The organism is Georgenia sp. Z1344 (assembly GCF_049856295.1).
GTDB lineage: Bacteria > Actinomycetota > Actinomycetes > Actinomycetales > Actinomycetaceae > JB111.
Map to the genome: position 1 here is coordinate 263,021 of NZ_JBNDMZ010000004.1, position 17,586 is coordinate 280,606.

24 protein-coding genes and 2 tRNA genes are annotated in these 17,586 nt (G+C 73.5%); 19 read left to right on the plus strand and 7 right to left on the minus strand.

The genetic code is table 11. The features are described from left to right. Positions 1 to 164: 164 nt before the first annotated feature. From ACPYO6_RS06185 to ACPYO6_RS06210, 6 genes are all read left to right on the plus strand, one after another. On the plus strand, positions 165 to 473 hold the full coding sequence (locus ACPYO6_RS06185) for a DUF3566 domain-containing protein (protein WP_425714022.1): 309 nt from the start codon (positions 165 to 167) through the stop codon (positions 471 to 473). Positions 474 to 715: 242 nt separating this feature from the next. Beyond that, a tRNA-Ile gene (locus ACPYO6_RS06190) sits at positions 716 to 789 on the plus strand. Positions 790 to 822: 33 nt separating this feature from the next. After that, positions 823 to 990 (plus strand): DLW-39 family protein, encoded by a 168-nt coding sequence (locus ACPYO6_RS06195; RefSeq protein WP_425714023.1) that lies wholly within the window; start codon positions 823 to 825, stop codon positions 988 to 990. A 100-nt stretch (positions 991 to 1,090) separates the two neighbouring features. Continuing rightward, positions 1,091 to 1,166: transfer RNA gene (locus tag ACPYO6_RS06200), tRNA-Ala, on the plus strand. Between the two features lie 111 nt (positions 1,167 to 1,277). Next, positions 1,278 to 1,814, plus strand: coding sequence for an ATP-dependent endonuclease (locus ACPYO6_RS06205; RefSeq protein ID WP_425714024.1), 537 nt, complete (start codon positions 1,278 to 1,280; stop codon positions 1,812 to 1,814). Beyond that, positions 1,811 to 2,770 (plus strand): N5-glutamine methyltransferase family protein, encoded by a 960-nt coding sequence (locus ACPYO6_RS06210; protein ID WP_425714025.1) that lies wholly within the window; start codon positions 1,811 to 1,813, stop codon positions 2,768 to 2,770. The genes ACPYO6_RS06205 and ACPYO6_RS06210 overlap by 4 nt, the downstream gene beginning before the upstream one ends. A gap of 50 nt (positions 2,771 to 2,820) precedes the next feature. Here ACPYO6_RS06210 and ACPYO6_RS06215 read toward each other — a convergent pair whose 3' ends face one another. Both ACPYO6_RS06215 and ACPYO6_RS06220 read right to left on the minus strand, forming a co-directional pair. After that, positions 2,821 to 3,915: a DNA glycosylase AlkZ-like family protein gene (locus ACPYO6_RS06215; protein ID WP_425714026.1), complete on the minus strand. Its 1,095-nt coding sequence runs from the start codon at positions 3,913 to 3,915 to the stop codon at positions 2,821 to 2,823. A gap of 46 nt (positions 3,916 to 3,961) precedes the next feature. Further along, the gene (locus ACPYO6_RS06220; protein WP_425714027.1) at positions 3,962 to 4,792 is read right to left on the minus strand and encodes a TetR/AcrR family transcriptional regulator; all 831 of its coding nucleotides are present in this window, start codon (positions 4,790 to 4,792) and stop codon (positions 3,962 to 3,964) included. Positions 4,793 to 4,885: 93 nt separating this feature from the next. On the opposite strand from ACPYO6_RS06220, the gene ACPYO6_RS06225 reads away from it, so the two are divergent. Beyond that, a complete protein-coding gene (locus ACPYO6_RS06225; protein ID WP_425714028.1) occupies positions 4,886 to 5,893 on the plus strand; it encodes an ABC transporter ATP-binding protein in 1,008 nt (335 codons plus the stop codon). Next, a complete protein-coding gene (locus tag ACPYO6_RS06230) occupies positions 5,886 to 6,683 on the plus strand; it encodes an ABC transporter permease (protein WP_425714029.1) in 798 nt (265 codons plus the stop codon). Before ACPYO6_RS06225 ends, ACPYO6_RS06230 begins: the two co-directional genes overlap by 8 nt. Before the next feature lie 97 nt (positions 6,684 to 6,780). On the opposite strand, the gene ACPYO6_RS06235 is transcribed toward ACPYO6_RS06230, so the two are convergent. Continuing rightward, positions 6,781 to 7,176 carry a (R)-mandelonitrile lyase gene (locus ACPYO6_RS06235; protein WP_425714030.1) on the minus strand — a complete coding sequence of 132 codons (396 nt, stop codon included), beginning with the start codon at positions 7,174 to 7,176 and terminating at the stop codon, positions 6,781 to 6,783. Positions 7,177 to 7,425: 249 nt separating this feature from the next. On the opposite strand from ACPYO6_RS06235, the gene ACPYO6_RS06240 reads away from it, so the two are divergent. Beyond that, complete coding sequence (locus ACPYO6_RS06240; RefSeq protein WP_425714031.1) at positions 7,426 to 7,848, plus strand: VOC family protein; 423 nt, start codon at positions 7,426 to 7,428, stop codon at positions 7,846 to 7,848. A 37-nt stretch (positions 7,849 to 7,885) separates the two neighbouring features. On the opposite strand, the gene ACPYO6_RS06245 is transcribed toward ACPYO6_RS06240, so the two are convergent. Then, positions 7,886 to 8,269: a cupin domain-containing protein gene (locus ACPYO6_RS06245; protein WP_425714032.1), complete on the minus strand. Its 384-nt coding sequence runs from the start codon at positions 8,267 to 8,269 to the stop codon at positions 7,886 to 7,888. Between the two features lie 38 nt (positions 8,270 to 8,307). Between ACPYO6_RS06245 and fdxA the strand changes: the two genes are divergently transcribed. From fdxA to ACPYO6_RS06260, 3 genes are all read left to right on the plus strand, one after another. Next, on the plus strand, positions 8,308 to 8,664 hold the full coding sequence (gene fdxA, locus ACPYO6_RS06250; RefSeq protein WP_425714033.1) for a ferredoxin: 357 nt from the start codon (positions 8,308 to 8,310) through the stop codon (positions 8,662 to 8,664). Positions 8,665 to 8,698: 34 nt separating this feature from the next. Further along, complete coding sequence (locus ACPYO6_RS06255; RefSeq protein ID WP_425714034.1) at positions 8,699 to 9,034, plus strand: cupin domain-containing protein; 336 nt, start codon at positions 8,699 to 8,701, stop codon at positions 9,032 to 9,034. Positions 9,035 to 9,129: 95 nt separating this feature from the next. Further along, positions 9,130 to 9,654 carry a hypothetical protein gene (locus tag ACPYO6_RS06260; protein ID WP_425714035.1) on the plus strand — a complete coding sequence of 175 codons (525 nt, stop codon included), beginning with the start codon at positions 9,130 to 9,132 and terminating at the stop codon, positions 9,652 to 9,654. A 39-nt stretch (positions 9,655 to 9,693) separates the two neighbouring features. On the opposite strand, the gene ACPYO6_RS06265 is transcribed toward ACPYO6_RS06260, so the two are convergent. Further along, a complete protein-coding gene (locus ACPYO6_RS06265) occupies positions 9,694 to 10,719 on the minus strand; it encodes an LLM class flavin-dependent oxidoreductase (protein ID WP_425714036.1) in 1,026 nt (341 codons plus the stop codon). Positions 10,720 to 10,794: 75 nt separating this feature from the next. Between ACPYO6_RS06265 and ACPYO6_RS06270 the strand changes: the two genes are divergently transcribed. Beyond that, positions 10,795 to 11,439: an NADPH-dependent F420 reductase gene (locus ACPYO6_RS06270; RefSeq protein ID WP_425714037.1), complete on the plus strand. Its 645-nt coding sequence runs from the start codon at positions 10,795 to 10,797 to the stop codon at positions 11,437 to 11,439. A 76-nt stretch (positions 11,440 to 11,515) separates the two neighbouring features. Here the strand turns inward: ACPYO6_RS06270 and ACPYO6_RS06275 are convergent, their stop codons facing one another. Next, a complete protein-coding gene (locus tag ACPYO6_RS06275) occupies positions 11,516 to 12,334 on the minus strand; it encodes a hypothetical protein (RefSeq protein ID WP_425714038.1) in 819 nt (272 codons plus the stop codon). A gap of 235 nt (positions 12,335 to 12,569) precedes the next feature. Here ACPYO6_RS06275 and ACPYO6_RS06280 point away from each other — a divergent pair, with 235 nt between their 5' ends. Continuing rightward, on the plus strand, positions 12,570 to 13,091 hold the full coding sequence (locus ACPYO6_RS06280; RefSeq protein WP_425714039.1) for a peptidylprolyl isomerase: 522 nt from the start codon (positions 12,570 to 12,572) through the stop codon (positions 13,089 to 13,091). After that, positions 13,088 to 14,065: a rhomboid family intramembrane serine protease gene (locus tag ACPYO6_RS06285; protein ID WP_425714040.1), complete on the plus strand. Its 978-nt coding sequence runs from the start codon at positions 13,088 to 13,090 to the stop codon at positions 14,063 to 14,065. Before ACPYO6_RS06280 ends, ACPYO6_RS06285 begins: the two co-directional genes overlap by 4 nt. Before the next feature lie 395 nt (positions 14,066 to 14,460). Here the strand turns inward: ACPYO6_RS06285 and ACPYO6_RS06290 are convergent, their stop codons facing one another. After that, a complete protein-coding gene (locus ACPYO6_RS06290) occupies positions 14,461 to 14,736 on the minus strand; it encodes a cell division protein CrgA (RefSeq protein WP_425714041.1) in 276 nt (91 codons plus the stop codon). A 120-nt stretch (positions 14,737 to 14,856) separates the two neighbouring features. Between ACPYO6_RS06290 and ACPYO6_RS06295 the strand changes: the two genes are divergently transcribed. From ACPYO6_RS06295 to ACPYO6_RS06310, 4 genes are all read left to right on the plus strand, one after another. After that, a complete protein-coding gene (locus ACPYO6_RS06295; RefSeq protein ID WP_425714042.1) occupies positions 14,857 to 15,645 on the plus strand; it encodes a DUF881 domain-containing protein in 789 nt (262 codons plus the stop codon). A gap of 89 nt (positions 15,646 to 15,734) precedes the next feature. After that, the gene (locus ACPYO6_RS06300) at positions 15,735 to 16,445 is read left to right on the plus strand and encodes a class E sortase (protein ID WP_425714043.1); all 711 of its coding nucleotides are present in this window, start codon (positions 15,735 to 15,737) and stop codon (positions 16,443 to 16,445) included. Continuing rightward, entirely contained in the window at positions 16,445 to 16,600 is a 156-nt protein-coding gene (locus tag ACPYO6_RS06305) for a hypothetical protein (RefSeq protein ID WP_425714044.1), read from the plus strand. Before ACPYO6_RS06300 ends, ACPYO6_RS06305 begins: the two co-directional genes overlap by 1 nt. Positions 16,601 to 16,602: 2 nt before the next feature. Beyond that, complete coding sequence (locus ACPYO6_RS06310; RefSeq protein ID WP_425714045.1) at positions 16,603 to 17,223, plus strand: anthranilate synthase component II; 621 nt, start codon at positions 16,603 to 16,605, stop codon at positions 17,221 to 17,223. The last annotated feature ends 363 nt before the right edge of the window (positions 17,224 to 17,586 follow it).

Consider the following 17,586-nt stretch of genomic DNA (forward strand, 5'->3'; position numbering starts at 1 on the left):
CGCCGCCGCCCGGTGACGAGCGGTCGCAGCGGTCCTCCTCCGGAGCGCCGGCCCGTTCCTCCGGCTCCGGTCGTGCGCCTTCCTCGAGCTCGCGGCCGAGCGGCAGGTTTGCCGGGGCTCGCACCGCGCGGCTCACGCTCGCCCGCATCGACCCCTGGTCCGCCATGCGGCTGTCGTTCCTGCTGTCGATCGCGGCGGGCATCATGCTCGTCGTCGCGGTCGCCACGGTGTGGTTCGTGCTCGACCGGATGTACGTCTTCTCGGAGATCGAGGAGCTCCTCGCCACGATCGGGTCGGCGAGCTTCCTCGAGCTCATGCAGCTCCTCGAGTTCGACCGCGTGATGTCGCTCGCCGCGATCATCGCCGTGCTCGACGTCCTCCTGCTCACCGTGCTCGGCGCGCTCGCCGCGTTCCTCTACAACCTCGTGGCGGCCCTGGTCGGCGGCCTCTCGGTCACCTTCACGGACGACTGACCCGGCTCTTTCGTCGAGACTGCGGTTGGTGCGCGTCGAGAGTGCGGTTGGCCCCGACCGCACTCTCGACATCAGACGGGTCGAGAGTGCGGAGCAGAGGCTCACCCGGACGTTCGGCACGGAGCGGCAGTGCGGGAACTCACGACCGGTGCGGCCCGATCGGGTTGGGGAGCACCGCGCACGTGGGCTAAACTCGCACGTCGGCGCGCCACGTGCGCGCCTCGCCCGCACGACGCGGGCACGGGCCTGTAGCTCAGTCGGTTAGAGCGCTTCCCTGATAAGGAAGAGGTCGATGGTTCGAGTCCATTCAGGCCCACTCTCCTCACCCTCGTCGCACCGGAGGACCACCATGAAGAAGGTTCTGATCGTCCTGGCCGCCGCGGTGGCCGGATACGCCGTCTGGATCAAGGTGCAGCAGGACCGCGAGGAGCGGGCCATCTGGGCCGAGGTCACGGACGAGCCCAACCCGGCGGACGCCCCGGGCGTCACCCTGCCGACGCAGCCGACCGAGGGCTGACCCGCTTCACGCCGCCGAGTCCTCCTCGGTGGCGGCGCCGACCGCTAGGGTCGTCGCACGGCACGACCGGCAGGTCGGCCGGCCGGGAGACCGGCACCGAGGGGCCATGGCGCAACTGGTAGCGCACCTGCTTTGCAAGCAGGGGGTTCGGGGTTCGAGTCCCCGTGGCTCCACCAGCACATCGGCACGACGGCGGTCGGACCACGAGGTCCGGCCGTTTCGCCGTTCCGGGGCAGCAGCCGCGTGGTCGTTGCACGCCCGAGAGGGCGGGATGCCACGATGCACAGGTGACGATCGTGCTGGTCGAGGGCGAGAGCGATGCCGTCGCCGTCCGCACCCTCGCCCGGCGCCTGGACATGAGCGCCCCGCGAGTGCTGCCGGTCCGCGGGTCCAAGGGTGCGCGCCGCGCGGTTGCCCACCACATGGGTGACCGGCTGCTCGGCCTCGTCGACGCCCCCGAGCGCCGCGACTTCGAGCGCGTCATCGACCGAGTCTTCGTCTGCGACCCCGATCTGGAGTCCGAGCTCATCCGTGCCCTCGGCGTCACCGGTGTGGAGGCCGTCATCGACGCGCAGGGCGAGCTCGGCTCCTTCCGCCGGCTCCAGCGCCAGCCGCAGCTGCGCGGCCGTTCGCAGGCGCACCAGCTCGTGCGGTTCCTCGCCGGTAGGAGCGGCAACAAGGTGCGCTATGCGGCGCTCCTGGCCGAGGCTGTCGCTCTCGACGCCGTCCCGCCGCCGATCGACGCCCTCCTCGCCGCCGTCCGCGACACCGATGGGCGCGGGACCACAGGTGCCGGGGAGCACGCCGAGGGCCTGACCCGGTGACGTCGGACGACATCGTCCACAGGCTCCGCGCGGCGGGTTCGGTCTTCGCGGAGGACGAGGCGGCGCTCCTTCGGCGATCCACGCACGACGACGACACCCTCGAGTCGCTCGTGCGCCGCCGCCTCGGGGGCGAGCCGCTCGAGCACGTCGTCGGCCGGGTCGAGCTTGCCGGCCTCGAGCTGTCGGTGGGACCGGGCGTCTTCGTCCCCCGGCAGCGCACGCGGGCGCTCCTCAACCGCACTCTCGACACGGTGCGGGCGGCGCAAGCGGTGGGTGAGGCGTCCGCTCGGGGCCGGCGCCCGCGCGCGTCGTCGCAGTCGGTGGTGGTCGTCGAGGCGTTCTGCGGCGTCGCACCCGTAGCGACGGCGATCGTGCGGGCGTTCCCGGACGCGGAGATCCACGCGATCGACCGCTCCCCGGCGGCGCTCCGGCACGCACGGACGAACCTCGGTGCCGGTCGCGGCGTCCATCGGGGGGACGTCCTCGTGGGCCTCCCGCAGTACGTGCGCGGACGCGTGGATGTCATCGCGGCCGTTCCGCCCTATGTTCCCGACGGCCGCCTCGACCTCCTCCCGCACGAGGCCCGGGACCATGAGCCGCACGCCGCCCTGCTCGGCGGCGCGGACGGGTTGGACCTCGCCCGTGCTCTCGTCGAGCAGGCACCGTGCTTCCTCGCCGCGGACGGACTGCTCCTCCTCGAGCTCCACCGCTCCCAGGTTGCGGCCGCGGCGACGCATGCCCGGGCGAACGGGCTGGTCGTCGTCGGGCAGGGTTCGACGATCGACACGGACGACGTCGCGGAGAACGACGACGCCGGGTCGGCCCCGCGTCCCGTCGCCACCGGCACCTTCCCGGACGACGACGACCAGCCCGACGACGAGCCCGACGACGAGCCTGACGACGAGCCCGACGAGGCCGACCTCCAGACCGTCGTCCTCGAGCTGCACCTGGGCTGACGGTGTCGACGTCCGGCGTCCCTGCCCCGCCCGTCACCGCGCGGGCGCGGCTACCGGTGCGGCCACCCCGCCAGCGCACGGTCGATCGCGGTGCGCGTGCGCGCCGGCACCCGCTCGACCATCTCGACGACCGGCCCGGCGTCGGCGCGCCCTCGACCCGCGGGGAACCTCCACGTCCCGACCGCGACCCCGTCCACGAGGATGGTCGGGCGGAAGACCCCGTTGCGGCCCGGCACGATCGCGTCGAGCATCGCCGCGCTAGCGACGAGGGAGCGGTCCTGGTAACCGAGGATCCACTCGTCGAAGGCGGGGGCGAGGTCGACCCGCGGGGCGCCACGACCGGACGACTCCTCCTCACGACCGGACGCCCGTTCGTCGCGCCCGAGCGCGCCTTCGATCATCCACGCCACCGTCCCGTCGACCTCCACCTCGACGACGTCCTCAGCCTCGGCCGCTGCCCGCCGGACCTGGGTCTTCGGCAGCTTGAGCCACCACGCGAGGTCGGCCTCGGCGACCGGCCCGCGGGCGGCCACGCACCCCCGCAGCACCTGGGCGAGCGCCTGCTCGGGGTCCGCCGCCGACGTCGGGGAGGACGCCGTGAGCAGCTGCTCGGACCCGCCGTCGACGAACGAGCCCCAGTGGACGTCCCCGTCGATCGCGAGGTGCGCGATGAGGTGGTAGCCGCGGCCGGCGTCGGTGGGGATGCCGGCGTCCGTCCACAGCTCGAGCACCTCGGCGCGGGTCCGGGGCCGCTCGGCCAGCGCCGCACCGAGGACCTCCCTTGCGCGTGCGACCACCGCGTCGTCGAGGCCCAGCTCGCCCCGACGCCGAGCGTCCTGACGCTGGATCCGTTCGGCCGTGAGCGAGAGGAGCGTGGCCAGGTGCGCGGGAGTGGTGGCGAAGAGGGTGCCGCGCATCGGCCAGGACCGCACGATCTCGCCGGCGTCGAAGGCGGCGCGCACGTCGTCGAGCGTGGTCCCTGGGCGGGAGCGGATAGCGACGGCACGGAGCACGCCCGCGAGGTCCTGCCCCTGGAGGGCCACGGCGCGGTCGACGACCTCGGTCGGGGACAGGTCGGAACCGGCGAGCAGGTGGGCGTCGAGCCGGGCGCGCCGGGCCTGGTCCGGGCTGAGGCGAGGCGTCATGCCCGGCACGGTAGCGGGCGCGACCCACGGTGACGGACGGGGGTGATCAGCCGGATCGCTCGTCGCCGTTGTCGTCGTCGCCGTGACCGTTGCCGTTGCCGGTGCCGTCGGTCGCGTCCCGCCGACCGCGCAGCTCCTGGTCCTCCGCCCGCACCTGCTCGATGAGCTCGCGCACCTTCTCGATGCTGCTCCAGGTCGGCGCGTCGTCACCGGCGGCCGCGCCCTCGCGTCCTGTGGCTGCGGCAGCGGCCGGGTCCATCAGCCGGTGGAGACCGACGCGCAGGAGCGCGGGATCGACCTCCACGCCACCGAGCGAGAGGACCGCGGTGCCCTGGTCGAGAGCCGTGAGCAGCAAGGAGACCTCCTCGGCCGTCAGGTCCTCGCCGACCGGTCGGCGGTCGGCCACGTAGCCGGAGTAGGTCCGCACGAGGACGCCGATCCGTTCGCCGATCGCCTCGCGCATCGCCGGGTCCCGGGCGGTCGCGCCGATGAACTCGAGCGTGGCGAGCCCGAACGCCTGCGCCGCCTCCGCCGGGGTCGGCTCGTCGGGATCGTGCTCCTCGACCCCGTCGTACGGGGAGGGCGGGTCCTCGAGCCCGTGGCGACCGGGGTACGTCATCGGGTCCCACCCGGCGTCGTCGGCGAACGCGATGTTGTGGTCCATGACGGCGAGGAACAGCTCCGCCTTGCCGGCGAAGTTGGAGTAGACCGCGCCCTTGGAGTAGCCGGCGTCGGCCGCGATCTTCTCGAGGCTGGCGCCGTGGTAGCCGTCGCTCGTGAAGTTCGCGAGGGCCGAGAGGACGAGGTGCCGGCGCGTGTCCTCGCGCTGCTCGGCCCGGGTGCGTCGTCCCGGTGTCGCCGTCTCGTCGTTCGCCATCCCCTCAACCTAGTTGACGTACCGACAGTACGTGGATACTGTCAGTATCGACATACCGTGAGTATGTCGACGCGGCCCGACGGAAGGACAGCCATGGGCGACGCCGTGCTCGAGATCGAGAACCTCACGAGACGCTTCGGGGAGGTGGTGGCGAACGACGGGATCGACCTGCGGGTCCGGCCCGGCGAGGTGGTCGGCCTGCTCGGCCACAACGGGGCCGGGAAGACGACGCTCGTCTCCCAGGTCGTCGGCCTCCTGCGGCCCGACGCCGGAAGGATCACCGTCTCCGGCGTGGACGCGATCGCCCACCCCGCCGTCGCGCGCCGCGCCGTCGCCCTCCAGGGCCAGTCGCAGGCGCCCCTCGACGGACTGAGCCCGCGCTCGGCCATCGAGATCGCCGGGCGCCTCCGAGGGATGAGCCCGCGGCACGCCCGCGCCGCCGCCGACGCCCTCGCCGACGAGCTCGACCTCCACGAGTGGTACACGCGGCGCACCGCCACCGACGGGACCGGGCTGTCCGGCGGCGTCCGCCGGCTCACCGCGTTCGCGATGGCCGCCGTCGCGCCGGTGCCGCTGCTCGTCCTCGACGAGCCGACCAACGACGTCGACGCGTCCCGCCGACGCCGCCTGTGGGACACGGTCCGCCGCATCGGCGACGAGGGCGCCGGGGTCCTGCTCGTCACGCACAACGTGACCGAGGCCGAGCGCGTCGTCGACGAGCTCGTAATCCTCGACCGCGGCCGAGTCGTCGCCGCCGGCTCGCCCGCCCGCATCCGGGGCGGCGAGGACTCCGGGCTGCGTCTCGAGCTCGCCCTCGTGCCGGAGGGCACGGATCCGTCCGACGGCGACGTCCCGGTCACCTTCACGCGCCACGTCCGGGTGGGGCGGCGCGTCCTCCTGACGATCGGGGCGCACGACGCCGAGCGGGCGGTCGCCTGGGCCACCGCCCTGCGCGCCGACGGCCTGATCGACGGCTACACGCTCGCGCCCGTCACCCTCGAGGACGCCTACCTCGGGCTGACCTCGGCGAACCACGACGACGCGGCCGAAGAACGGCCCGGCGCCCTCGCCACGACCGGCTCGGAGGCCGACCATGACTGACACCGCGCTCGCCCCCCGCACGTCCGGCGGCCCGGCGGCGATCCCGCCGCGCGCCGGAACCGGCACGATCCTCGGCACCCTCCTGCGGTGGACGCTCGCGCAGACCGGCCCGATGCTGCCGCTCATCATCGTGGTCCAGGCCCTTCTTGCCGCGGGCATCATCATCGGCTTCGGACTGCTCATCCCCGACGTCGACGGTGGTGAGGCGGCCTTCCTCTCGACGGGTGCCCCCACGGTCCTCCTGCTCACGGTGGGGCTCGTCGTCGTCCCGCAGGGAGTGGCGCAGGCGAAGGCGAACGGGACGTTCACCTACCAGCGGGCGCTCCCGGTGCCGCGCGCCCTCGTCCTCCTCGCCGACCTCCTCGTCTGGCTGCTCGTCGCGCTGCCGGGCGTGGCCGTCGCCGTGATCGTCGCCCAGCTCCGGTTCGACCTCGACCTCGCGATCGACTGGCCCGTGCTCGTGCTGGCGTCGGTGCTCACCGCGCTGACGGCCACGGCCGTCGGGTACGGGATCGCGGTGGTGCTTCCGCCGATGCTCGCGCAGGTGATCAGCCAGGTGCTTGTCTTCTTCGTCCTGCTGTTCTCGCCGATCACGTTCCCCGCCGACCGGCTGCCCGGCTGGTTCCAGGACGTGCACGCATGGCTCCCGGTCCAGCCGGCCGGGGATCTCGTCCGGGCCGGCCTGCTGTCGGAGAGCTACGACGCGAGCGGCCGTGACGTGCTCGTCCTCGGGGTGTGGTGCGTGCTCGGGCTGACGGTCACGCTCCGCGCTCTCGTCAAGCGCGACTGACCGCTCGAGCAGGACGGATGCCGGGCACCCGCGCCGGCCCGGTGCTCGTCGGTGCCGACCGGGACGGGCGCAGCCTCGCACCCGTGGGCGGGACGGGTCAGTGCTGGTTGTACTCCGAGTCCCGCACGAGGGCGCCCCACTCGGTCTCGGCGCCGACCTCGGGGCCGTCGGTCACCGCGATGTGGCTCATGAACGTGTGGCGGCCGGCGCCGTGCCAGTGCCACAGCCCGCCGTGGAAGCGGACGACGTCCCCCTCCCGGAAGACCTGCACCTGGCCCTGCGCGACCTGCACGAGGCACAGGCCCTCGGTGATGTAGATCGTCTGACCCACCGGGTGCATGTGCCAGGCCGTCCGGGCGCCCGGGGCGAAGCGCACCACCGCCGAGTGCACCTTCGACGGCGTGTCACCGGTGGTGATGGGGGTCAGCCACACGTCGCCGGTGAAGCGGTCCTCGGGCCCGCGGACCGCCGCGGCGTTCGAGCGGATGTCCATGATCGTTCCTCTCCTCGGCGCCGCGGGCCGCCGGTGGCGACGCCCGACCGTCGCACCCAGGCTAGCGACGCCGGGTCCTGTTCGGGAGAGGGGCGTGGGAGAGGCTTGTCGGTGGTCGGGATGTGCCGGACGAGGGGTTCGTCGTGGGGAATGTGCCCCCGAAGGGCTGGCGCTCCTGCGGCCGCGGTCGCCACACTTCTTCTGGCAGCGGCGCCCGCGGCTGACCGCCCCGATCGACGGAGATCCGAGATGCTCTCGACCATCGCCACCTACATCGCCTTCCAGGGCCAGACCCGCGAGGCCTTCGAGCACTACCGCGACCTGTTCGGCGGTGAGCTCGAGATCGTCACGTACGGCGACATGCCGATGCCCGGTGTGGACATGCCCGCCGACGCCGTCGCTCACGCCATGCTCGCCACGCCGGCAGGGGTGCTGGCCGGCTCGGACGCCGTCGACGACGGCGAGTACCCCCTGCGCGGCTCTGCCTACTCGTTCCTTCTCACCTTCGACTCGGTCGAGGAGGCGCAGCGGGTCGGCGTCGCCATGCTCGAGGCGGGCGGGAGCGTCCAGATGCCGTTCGAGGAGGCCCCGTGGGGCGACCACTACGGGCAGATGTTCGACCGGTACGGGGTGATGTGGGCGTTCAACGTCGCGGGGACGCCGCCGGCCTGACCGAGGCGCGGGGTCGGCCGAGGCGCGGAGCCGGCCGTCAGCCGCGCGTGGGGCCGATCCCGAGCGGTGGCTTGCGGTCGTGCACCGTGAGGTAGCGGATCCCCTCCGCGCCGGCCGCCACACCGCGGACCGTGCCGCGCGGGAGGTGGACGACGTCGCCGGGAGCGAGCGGGGGTTCGTCGTCGTCGGCCGTGAGAAGTGTGCCGGTGCCGGCGACGACGTGCCAGAGGACGTCGAGCGCCGGACCCTCGTGGGGCTCGATCCGCCCGCCCGGTGGCAGCTGCACGACGTTGGCGTCGAGCCCGCGGTCCGGGCCGGTGAGGTTCCAGAGGGCGCCCGTCGCCCGCCGATCGCCGACCGCGGGGGTGAGTGACGTCGTCGACGTGACGACCCGTGGACGCCTCGATCCGCCTGCCGACATGCCTCGAGAGTATCCGGCGGCGTCATTAGGCTGGCCGGATGACGTACGTGATCGCACAGCCGTGCATCGACGTCCTCGACCGGGCGTGCGTCGACGAGTGCCCGGTGGACTGCATCTACGAGGGCGACCGGATGCTGTACATCCAGCCCGACGAGTGCGTCGACTGCGGGGCCTGCGAGCCCGTCTGCCCCGTCCTTGCCATCTACTACGAGGACGACCTGCCCGAGACCCTGCGGCCGTACCTCGTGGAGAACGCCGGCTTCTTCGACGACACTCTGCCCGGCCGGGACGAGCCCATCGGGTCGCCGGGCGGCGCCCAGCGCCTCGGCCGCCTCGGCGTGGACACCGAGCTCGTCGCGGGCGCCCCGCCGGGAGCGGGCGCACGCGGGCAGTGACTGGACGACACGGGACCGACACCAGGGAGACCACATGGACCGCATCGACCTTGCCGCGCTGACCGAGAAGCACCTCGCCCTCGCCGGTGAGGCCCGGGCCCGTCGGTCCTCGACCGCGCTGGTGGGGGACAAGGACTCCCGCCTCCGGCAGCACCTCATGGTGCTCCTCGCCGGGACCGAGCTGGCCGAGCACGAGAGCCCCGGTGAGGCGACGCTCCAGGTCCTGCGCGGACGGGTGATCCTGCACGCCGGAGACGACGAGGTCGAGCTCGCTGCCGGCGACCTCGCCGAGATCCCGCCCGAGCGGCACGGCGTCCGCGCCCTCGAGGACTCGGCGTGCGTGCTGACGGTCGCCCGCAACCGGGACTGACGGCAGCGGCCGTCGGCCCGGGCGCAGGTGGGGACCTCGGCCCGTGCGAGGCGGAGTGCCACCGCCTACGGTGTCAGCACCGGAGGTGATCGACGATGAGGACGAACCCCAGACTGCTCGCCGTGGCGGCCGCCGCGCTCCTCGCGCTCGGCGCGTGCAGCGAGGACCCGACCGAGGAACCGGACGAGCCGACGACGACCCAGGCGCCCGACGACCCGTCGGGGGGGCCCGGCGAGGAGTTGCCGAGCGGGGAGTCACCGACCGCGGAGAGCCCGACCGGCGAGGCACCGTCGGAGGGGACCGGAGGCACGCCGTCGGACGGAGCGGCCGGCCCGGACCAGGACCCCGACGTCGCAGCCGCGATCAACGAGCTCGCCGCGGACACCGGCAGCGCCGACGCCGACATCGAGGTGGTCTCCCTCGAGGAGGTCACCTGGTCGGACGGGTCGATCGGCTGCCCGACCCCGGGCCAGGCCTACACGCAGGCGCTCGTCGAGGGGCGGCTGCTCGTCCTGACCGTCGACGGCGAGGAGTTCCGGTTCCACGGGGAGGGTGACGGGCCGCTGGCCTACTGCGCCGACCCGATCGACCCGGCCGAGACCGGCGACGCCGTCCAGTAGGGCGCGGCAGCGGTCCACGGGGGAGTGTCGCGCGGACCCTCAGGCCAGCATGTCGCGCACCATCGGGGCGACCGTCGTGCCGTAGAGCTCGATGCTGCGCATGATCTTCTCGTGCGGGAGCCGGCCCGTGCTCACCTTGAGGTCGAACCGCTCGGCGCCGAGCGCGCGCACACCCTCGGCGATCTTCCGCGCGACCGTCTCGGGCGAGCCCACCGCCATCGCGCCGTGCTCGGCCTCGTGCTCGAACGAGGCGCGCGAGGGCCGGCTCCAGCCGCGCTCGCGACCGATCCGCTCGACCTGCTCGACGTAGTGCGGGTAGATCTCCTCCTTTGCCTGATCGTCGCTCTCGGCCACGTGCCCGTAGGAGTGGTAGCCCACCGGCCGCGGCTCGCGCTCCATCTGCTCCAGCGCCCGGCGGTAGAGGTCCGCGAACGGGGCGAAGCGGGGGACCGGCCCGCCGATGATGGCGAGCATGAGGGGCAGATCGTGGTGGGCGGCCCGGACCACCGACTGCGGGCTGCCGCCCACGGCCACCCAGGCCCGCAGCGGCCCGTGCTCGACCGGCGGGTAGACGGTGACCTGGTCGAGGTTCTGGACGTGCGTCCCGCGCCAGGTCACCGGCTGGGCCGTGCGCAGCCGGGAGAACACCTCGAGCTTCTCCTCGAACAGCGCCTCGTAGTCCTCCATGCGGAACCCGAACAGGGGGAACGACTCGGTGAACGAGCCCCGGCCGAGCACCACCTCGGCGCGGCCGGAGCTGATCGCGTCGAGCGTGGAGTACCGCTCGTACACGCGGACCGGGTCGTCCGAGCTGAGCACCGTGACGGCGGACGCCAGGCGGATCCGCTCGGTGCGCGCCGCGATCGCGGCCAGGACCATCTCGGGGGAGGACACCGCGAAGTCGTCCCGGTGGTGCTCCCCGACACCGATCGCGTCGAGCCCGACCTGGTCGGCGAGGACACCCTCCTCCACGACGTTGCGGACCGTCTGGGCATGGCTGAGGAGCTCGCCGTCCGCCCCCATGGTGACGTCGCCGAAGGTGTCGATCCCGAGCTCGAGTGCCATGACAGCGCCAACCCGCGGCGCACCAGGGCTATTCCGGCGCGGAATAGCGCGCCGGGCGGGCGACGTTCCCCCGGCATGACCTTTCCCGTCGGCGGCAGCACCACGACCATCGGCATCGTCGGCGCCGGCCGGCTCGGCACCGCGATCGGCCGGCTCGTCGCCGACGCCGGCTACCGTCTCCTCGTCACCGACCGCCCCGACGCCGCACACCTCGAGCTCGTGGTGGGCAGCGTGCTGCCGGAGGCGCAGCTGGTGGGTCTCGACGAGATTGCCGAGCGGGCCGACGTGGTCGTCCTCGCCGTGCCCATGGCGGCCGCGCGCGGCCTCGACATCGAGGCGTTCCGGGGTGTCGTCGTCGACGCGACCAACGTCTGGTACGACACGGACGCGACGACGGCGCACGAGGTGGGCACGACCGCGACCCTCGCCGCCACGCACCCCCGCGCGAGGATCGTCAAGACCTTCAACCACGCGGCCTACGCGGACCTGCTCGCGGACGCCCGACCGGTGGGCGCCCCCGGGCGCCGGGCCTTCGCGGTGGCCGGCGACGACGTCGATGCGGTGCGCGTGGCCGCCGAGGTCGTCGACCGCGCGGGATTCGATCCGCTACCGGTCCCCGCGTCGGACGCCCACCTGCTCGAGCCGTCCGGCCCCGTGTTCGGCCGCCGGCTCGAGCGCGCCGACCTCGAGGCCGTCCTCGCCGGGGCGCGCGCCGCCTGAACCGCCGGGGGGAGCGACCCGTGTCCCGGCACGACGACGGGGGCCGACCTCGTGGTCGGCCCCCGTCGTCGGTGGGTCAGGAGCGGGTGGTGCCCGTGGTCGGGTCCACCGTGTCGTTGTAGACCGGGGTGTCCTCGGTCGTCACGCCGGTGCCCGCGGCCTGGACCGGAAGGTCGGCAGCCGTGGCGTCGTCCGCGGCGTCAGCCGCGTCGCTCACCTCGCCGGTCTCCGAGGAGCCGCGGTCGGTGAGGTCGGCGGCCTTGTCCTTGACGGCGCCGGCGGCCGACGAGGCGGCGTCCTTCGCCTTGCCCGCGAGGCCCGCGGCCTTGTCACCGAGCGAGCCCGAGGAGTCGGTGGGGCTCGAGACGGTCGTGTCGTCCCAGTACTCCTCGGCCCACGGGTCGTCCACCGGCTGCGTGCGACGCCACACGAGGTAGCCCGCACCGGCGACGGCCGTGCCCACGAGGACCCAGCCGAGCGCCTTGCCGGCGCCGCCCTTCTTCTTGTCGGCGGGCTTCTCCAGCGACGAGCGGGCAGCCTTCGAGGCCTCCTTCGCGCGGTCGGCGATCGGGGCGTCGGACCGGGCGGCCTCGGCGGCCGACTGGGCCGCCTTCTGGACGCGGGGGACGTAGTCGTCCTTCACCTTGTCCCGCGCGGTCGCGGCCGAGGTGCGGGCCTGCTCGATCGTGGGAGCAGCGGCGGTCCGGGCGTCCTCGAAGGCCTTCTGGACCTTGGGGGTCGCCCAGTCGACGCCCTCCTGCGCGAGCTCGGCGGCGCGTGCCCCCGTGATCTTCGCCTGCTCGGAGAGTGCCGTGCCGAGCTCGGCGAGCTTCGCGCCGACGTCGGCCTGCTCGGGCTCCGTCGTCGTGGACGTGCGCTTGGTCTTGCGCGACATGTGCGTATCTCCATTCGTAGCGGTCGTGCGGTCGGGACCCGACCTGCGCGTCGTTCGCGGCGGGCCTGGATCCGCCCCACCCCCATAGTTCCGTATCAGGACCGGTGCTGCCAGTAGACCAGGTGAGTCAGGACACGGACCTGGACAACAGGTGGCTCCCCGGCGGGGTGTCGCCACGCCCCGACCCACCGGGGCAGTCGTGTGCGCGGGCCCCCGACCGTGCGAGGATCGACCCATGGACGCCATCCTCCACACCAATCACGGCGACGTGTCGATCCGACTCTTCCCGAACCACGCCCCCAAGACGGTCAGCAACTTCGTCGAGCTCGCGCGCGGGACCAAGGAGTTCACCGACGCGGAGACCGGCGAGAAGGTCACCCGGCCGTTCTACGACGGCCTCACGTTCCACCGGATCATCCCCAACTTCATGATCCAGGGCGGCTGCCCCGAGGGCACCGGCACCGGTGGCCCGGGCTACACCTTCGACGACGAGATCCACCCCGAGCTCGGCTTCACCGAGCCCTACGTGCTCGCCATGGCCAACGCCGGCAAGCGCATGGGCCACGGCACCAACGGGTCGCAGTTCTTCATCACGACCCAGCCGACCACCTGGCTCCAGGGCAAGCACACGATCTTCGGCGCCGTGACCGACGAGGCCTCGCGCGCCGTCGTCGACGCGATCGGGGCCGTCCCGACCGGTGCCGCCGACCGCCCGGTCGAGCCGGTCGTCATCGAGTCCGTCGAGATCGTCGAGTGACCTCCGCGCCCGGGCCCGACGAGCCGCGCGACCCACGCCGGCCGGACGGCCCGGGCGTGCACGGCGCCGACCCGTACGGCGCCGGTGCCTACGGCGCCGATCCGTACGGGAGAAGCGCCCACGGCGCCGATCCGTACGGGGGCGGCGCGAACGGCCCCGCCGGGCGGGCCGACGCCCCGCCCGGCTCCCCGCACTACGCGCCAGCACCCGGGTTCGGCGCCTACGTCGCACCGGGGCAGCAGCCCCCGCCGCACCCCGTGCCGGGACCCCCGCACCCCGACAACCGGCCGCAGCGCGGCGCCGCCCGGCGCTCGGCGCCCGTCGGTGTCCGCGTGCGTGGCGGGACGCCGTACCTCACCTTCGCCGTCATGGGTGTCCTCGGCGTGGTCTACCTGCTCCAGCGGGCCACCGGCCTGCAGGCCGACCTCCTCTACTGGCCGGCCGTGACCGAGCACGAGCCCTGGCGCATGCTGACGGCTGCCGTCCTCCACGGCGGCCTCGCCCACCTCGCGTTCAACATGTACGCGCTGTGGATCGCCGGACAGGCGCTCGAACCCGTCGTCGGGCGGTGGCGGCTCGCCGTCCTCATGCTCCTCAGCGCGTTCGGCGGCTCGACCGCGGTCCTCCTCCTGTCCGGCGGTCCAGGTGCGGAGGGGTGGGTCACCGGCGTCGTCGGGTTCTCCGGCGCCGTCATGGGCCTGTTCGCCGCCGTCCTCGCGATCCAGCGGAGCGTCGGCCAGGAGTCGAGCCAGCTCCTCGTGCTCCTCGTCATCAACATCGCCATCGGGTTCGTCCCCGGGTGGAACATCTCGTGGGAGGCGCACCTCGGCGGGATGGTGGTCGGGCTCGCGCTCGGCCTGACCTGGTCGACCTGGCGACGCCGGCCGACCGCCGTCGCCGTGCTCTCGTCGGTGGCCGTCGCTGCCGCACTCGTCGCGGCCTGCCTCGTCTACCTCGGCGCCGTCGGGGCCTGAGCCCCGCCGCCTCCACGCTCCCGTGCGTCCGCGCGGGCGGGGAACACACACCTGCGACGCCGCCGTCGGACGATCGCGACTCCTCGCCGCCCCGAGCCTGCGGGCGCCCTGACGCAGTTCGACGCCGGGCCGTGCGTCGTCGTCGGGCACCGTGCTCGCCGTCCACATGTGAACTCACAGCTGTGGAACTACACGGCTGTCATTCGTCCCCAGGTGTGAGTATCCCTGTGGGAATCACACGTTTGTCGTTCGTTCGTCCCCAGCGGCGGGGTCGGGGCGAACGACACGGCTGTCATTCCTCCCCACCTGTGGGTATCCCTGTGGACGGGGAGGGGTCGATCGACCGGTTGCTCGGCGGGAACGTTCTCCGGAGGAGCGGGGAGCGGGTGCCGGCGTCAGCGCCAGCGCAGCGTCATGAGGAACCCGATCATCGCGATGCCGAAGCCGATCGCGAGGTTCCAGTTGCCGATCCCCGGGACCGGGTACGCGGCGGACGTGAGGTAGGTGACGAGGAGGACGACGAGGCCGACGAGCATGAGCGTGACCATCGTGGGCGCCCACCAGCTGGGGCTCGGCTCGCCCGCGGCGGCCGCCTCGAGCTCGGCCTCCTCCTGCGGGGTGCGGCTGACCGGGGAGCCGTCCTTGCGCTTGCGCTTCTTCGAGACCGGCACGTCGTCCTCCAGTGGTGTCCCGCCGTCGGGGCGGGTTGCGGAATGTCTGTGCGCGCACGCGGCGCGACCCGGACCTAGCCTAGTCTTCGAGAGCAGCGGCGACGTCGAGGAGGTGGCCCGATGGCCGGGTTCCGCGTGCCGCCCGCGTCGCTCCGCGTGGCGGCGGTCGGCGTGCTCGCCGGACTCGTCATCGCCGTCAACGCCCGCGACGCCGGGGAGGACCCCGCGCGCGCCGCCACCGACCTCGTCTCGCTCGCCCGCGCGCAGACCACGCGGATCGAGACGCTCGAGGGCGAGAACGAGGAGCTGCGCGAGCAGATCGAGCCCTACCTCGAGAGCCACGACGCCGAGGTCGGCGCGCCCCCGGACGAGGTGCTGGTCGCCGCCGGTGCCGCGCCCGTGAGCGGTCCCGGGGTGGAGGTCGCGCTCGACGACGCGCCGGTCCCGGAGTCCGGGATGCCCGCCGACCGGGTGGCGGACGACTACGTGGTCCACCAGCAGGACGTCGAGGGGGTCATCAACGCGCTGCGGGCCGGGGGCGCGGAGGCGCTCACCGTCCAGGGGCAGCGCCTCCTGCCCACGACCACGGTGCGGTGCGTCGGGAACGTCCTCTACGTCGGCACGCGCGTCTACTCGCCGCCGTTCGTCGTCGGGGCCGTGGGTGACCCCGACGAGCTCACCGACGCCCTCGAGGAGTCCGAGGCCGTCGACGTCTACCGGCAGTGGGTCGAGCTCATCGGGCTGGGCTACACCGTCACGGTCCACGACCAGCTCGACGTCCCGCCGTCGACGTCGGTGTCGACGAGGTACGCCGAGCCGCTCGAGACCGGCGATCCGGGCGCGTCCACCGATCCGGGCGCGGACGACGCGCGTGGCGCCGGGTCCGACGACGCCGAGTCCGGGTCGTGACGGCGCCGAGCTCGTCCACCGGGGATGCGCCGGCGACCGCCGGGAAGGCGCGGGGGACACGGCGCGGCAGGGGGCGACGGCCGTCGCGGGTGTGGGGCGCCGTCGGCGTGCTCGGCGAGCTGCTGCTCACGGCCGGGGTCGTGCTCGGGCTGTACGTCGTGTGGCAGCTCTGGTGGACCGACCTCGAGGGGCACGCCCGTCAGGAGGAGTCCGTGGCCGCCATCGCGGGCGCGATCGGTGCCGCGGCGGACGGGGTCGGCGAGGCACGGACCGACGACGCGCCCCCGTTCGCGTCCGCCGACCTCGAGCTTCCCGACGGGATGACCGCGCTCGGGGTCGTGCACGTCCCCGCGTGGGGGGAGGACCACGCCCTGCCGCTGCTCGAGGGGGTCGGCATGGACGTCATAGACTTCGGTGCGCTCGGGCACTACCCGGGCACGGCGCTGCCGGGCGAGATCGGCAACCACGCGGTCGCCGGGCACCGGCAGACCCACGGTTCCCCGCTCGGCCAGGTCGCCGACCTCGAGGTGGGGGACCCGATCGTCGTCGAGACCGCCGACACCTTCTACGTCTACCGGGTCACGGGCTCGGAGATCGTGCGGCCCTGGGACGTCGAGGTCGTCGCGCCGGTGCCCGGGGACCCGTCCGCGGAGCCGAGCGAACGGCTGATGACCCTGACGACCTGCCACCCCTTCAACTACTCGACCCACCGCTGGATCACCTACACCGAGCTCGACCACTGGGTCGACCGCTCCGACGGGATGCCCGCCGAGCTCGTCGCGGCGTCCGAGGAGGCCTGATGTACGCCGCCATCTTTCGCGCGCTGCCGGGGCCCCGCTGGTTGCGGGCCGTGCTCATGGCGGTGCTGATCCTCGCGGCCGTGGCCGCCCTCTTCGTCTGGGTGTTCCCGTGGGTAGAGTCGATGCTCCCCAGCGCCGACCTGACAGTGGAGTGACCGTGGCCCGCATCCTCGTGGTGGACAACTACGACAGCTTCGTCCACACGATCGTCGGCTACCTCCAGCACCTCGGCGCGGAGACGGACGTGCGACGCAACGACGACGCCGACCTCGACGTCGCGGGGTACGACGGCGTGCTCGTCTCGCCCGGCCCCGGCGTGCCCAAGGAGGCCGGCAGGTCCGGCGAGGTGATCGAGGCGTGCGCCGCGGCCGCGGTGCCCATGCTCGGCGTGTGCCTCGGGCACCAGGTGCTCGCCGAGCTCTACGGCGGGGTGGTCACGCACGCGCCCGAGCTCATGCACGGTCGCACCTCCGAGGTCGAGCACGACGGGACCGGGGTCCACGAGGGCCTCGACAGCCCCTTCACCGCCGCCCGCTACCACTCGCTGGCCGTGGTGCCGGAGTCCGCCCCGGACGAGCTCGTCGTCACCGCGCGCACGCCCGGCGGGGTGATCATGGGGCTCGCCCACCGCGAGCTGCCCCTGCACGGCGTGCAGTACCACCCCGAGTCCGTGATGACGCGGGGCGGGCACCGGCTGCTGGCCAACTGGCTCGAGCTGGCCGGGCAGGGCGGGGCCGTCGCCTCCGCCGCGGGGCTCGCGCCCCTCGTCCGGGCCTGAGCCGCACTCTCGACATCGGGGGCGGGTGCTGACCCGCACTCTCGAGCACGACGACGAGCCGCGCGCCCGGTGCGTGCTCCGTCCCTCCGGGCACGAACCGCTGTGAGTGTGGGGGTGGCTGGTCTGGGACTGGCTGGCAGGGTGGTGGCTGGTCGTTCCGCTCGTGGGTGTGACTCGGCGAACCGCAGACCCCTTGTTGGGGGTGTCTGGAGATTGATCTGTCCGCCCATGGGTGGGGTGGCCGGCACCGTCCTGGCCCATCTCGGAGACCTGATCAGAAGGTTGTCCGCCACTGGTGTGGCGTGACTCGTCACAGTGTTGTCCCGAGGTGACTCCTACCCAGAACGGCACCGGCCACCAGCG